Annotated in this window: 1 protein-coding gene and 1 pseudogene; one reads left to right on the top strand and one right to left on the bottom strand. The window is 34.8% G+C overall.

Translation table 11 applies throughout. The features are described from left to right. Window positions 1–780, bottom strand: a 780-nt coding sequence (locus R7F67_RS24480) for a LysR family transcriptional regulator (protein ID WP_318057496.1), incomplete at its 3' end; no start/stop codon positions are given. Between the two features lie 135 nt (window positions 781–915). Between R7F67_RS24480 and R7F67_RS24475 the strand changes: the two are divergent. Then, window positions 916–1,192: pseudogene (locus R7F67_RS24475) on the top strand (anaerobic sulfatase maturase); the annotation flags it as partial.

Below are 1,192 nucleotides of genomic sequence, written 5' to 3'. Positions count from 1 at the left end.
CGAAGTAATGTAGCTAAATTTTTCACCCAACTGTTCTGCTATATAGATTGAACAAGGAAACAATAAGTCTGTCGTCTCAACGGCATTAATAATGACATTGATATGCGTCGTTTTAAGTTTTACTTTGAAGTCAATACCGTGACTTAACAGCAATCTTGAGAGTTTATCTTGCCGCTCATTCCAATGCTTTTGCAAGTGGATAGCCAGAGGATAAGACGCGATTGTCTCCAAGGATATTGACTCGTTATTAATTGGATGATCTTTTCTACAGACCATAACCGACATATCTTTTCCGACTTTTCTTTGGACCAAGTTTTTATTTAAATTTAATGGAAAATAATGAATTCCAAAATGAACGAGCTGATTATTAATTCGATCAGGCGTTAACTCATTCCAATCTTCAATGGTTAATTCTATATTCGGCGCGTTCTCTGAAAAGTATTGAATTATTTCTGGGGCTAGCCAATATGCGATGTAACTATTCATCGCTATATTGATTTTTATATCTGATGTAGATGGATCAAAAGACATATCCTCAGTTAATTCATCAATATCATGAATAATATTATTGAGTTTGGCACGTATGGAGATTGCTTTTGGCGTTAGCTCCATCCTGCCGTTTTTTCTGGTAAGTAATTCATCCTGAAATATTTCCCTTAAGCTTCTTAGAGTTCGGCTCACCGCAGAAGCACTTGTCGACATTTGGTTTGCTGTTGCTGTGATACTTTTTGTTTCCAACAGCAACGCCAACGGTTTCAGTAAGTTATAGTTAAATATCATGTCTAAACTCTCTCGCAACACTCCCTAAAAACATAATATCAATTTTGATAAGTATCAAGTATCACTATTATCAATTGTGGACAAGAACATATTAATTAAACTAGTTCCATCTTGGTTGGAGTAGAAGAATCCCTTATGGCTGGTTTACATACTACAGTGAAAGTTGTTGGCTCAAAATGCAACTATGATTGTCAATATTGTTTTTATTTAGAGAAGGACCTGCTCTTAAACTCTAAAAAATCAATGAATATAGAAACGCTAGAGACTTATATTAAAAATTATATTTCTAGCCAAGATACGCCTATTGTCGAGTTCGCATGGCACGGTGGAGAACCTACATTGATAGGCATTGATTTTTTTGAAAAGGCTGTTGAGTTTCAAAAACAATACGCTAACGGAAAATTAATAAAGA

The sequence above is a fragment of the Vibrio sp. YT-17 genome (assembly GCF_033337375.1).
Classification (GTDB): domain Bacteria; phylum Pseudomonadota; class Gammaproteobacteria; order Enterobacterales; family Vibrionaceae; genus Vibrio; species Vibrio alginolyticus.
This window is presented reverse-complemented; position numbering and strand designations above follow the sequence as displayed.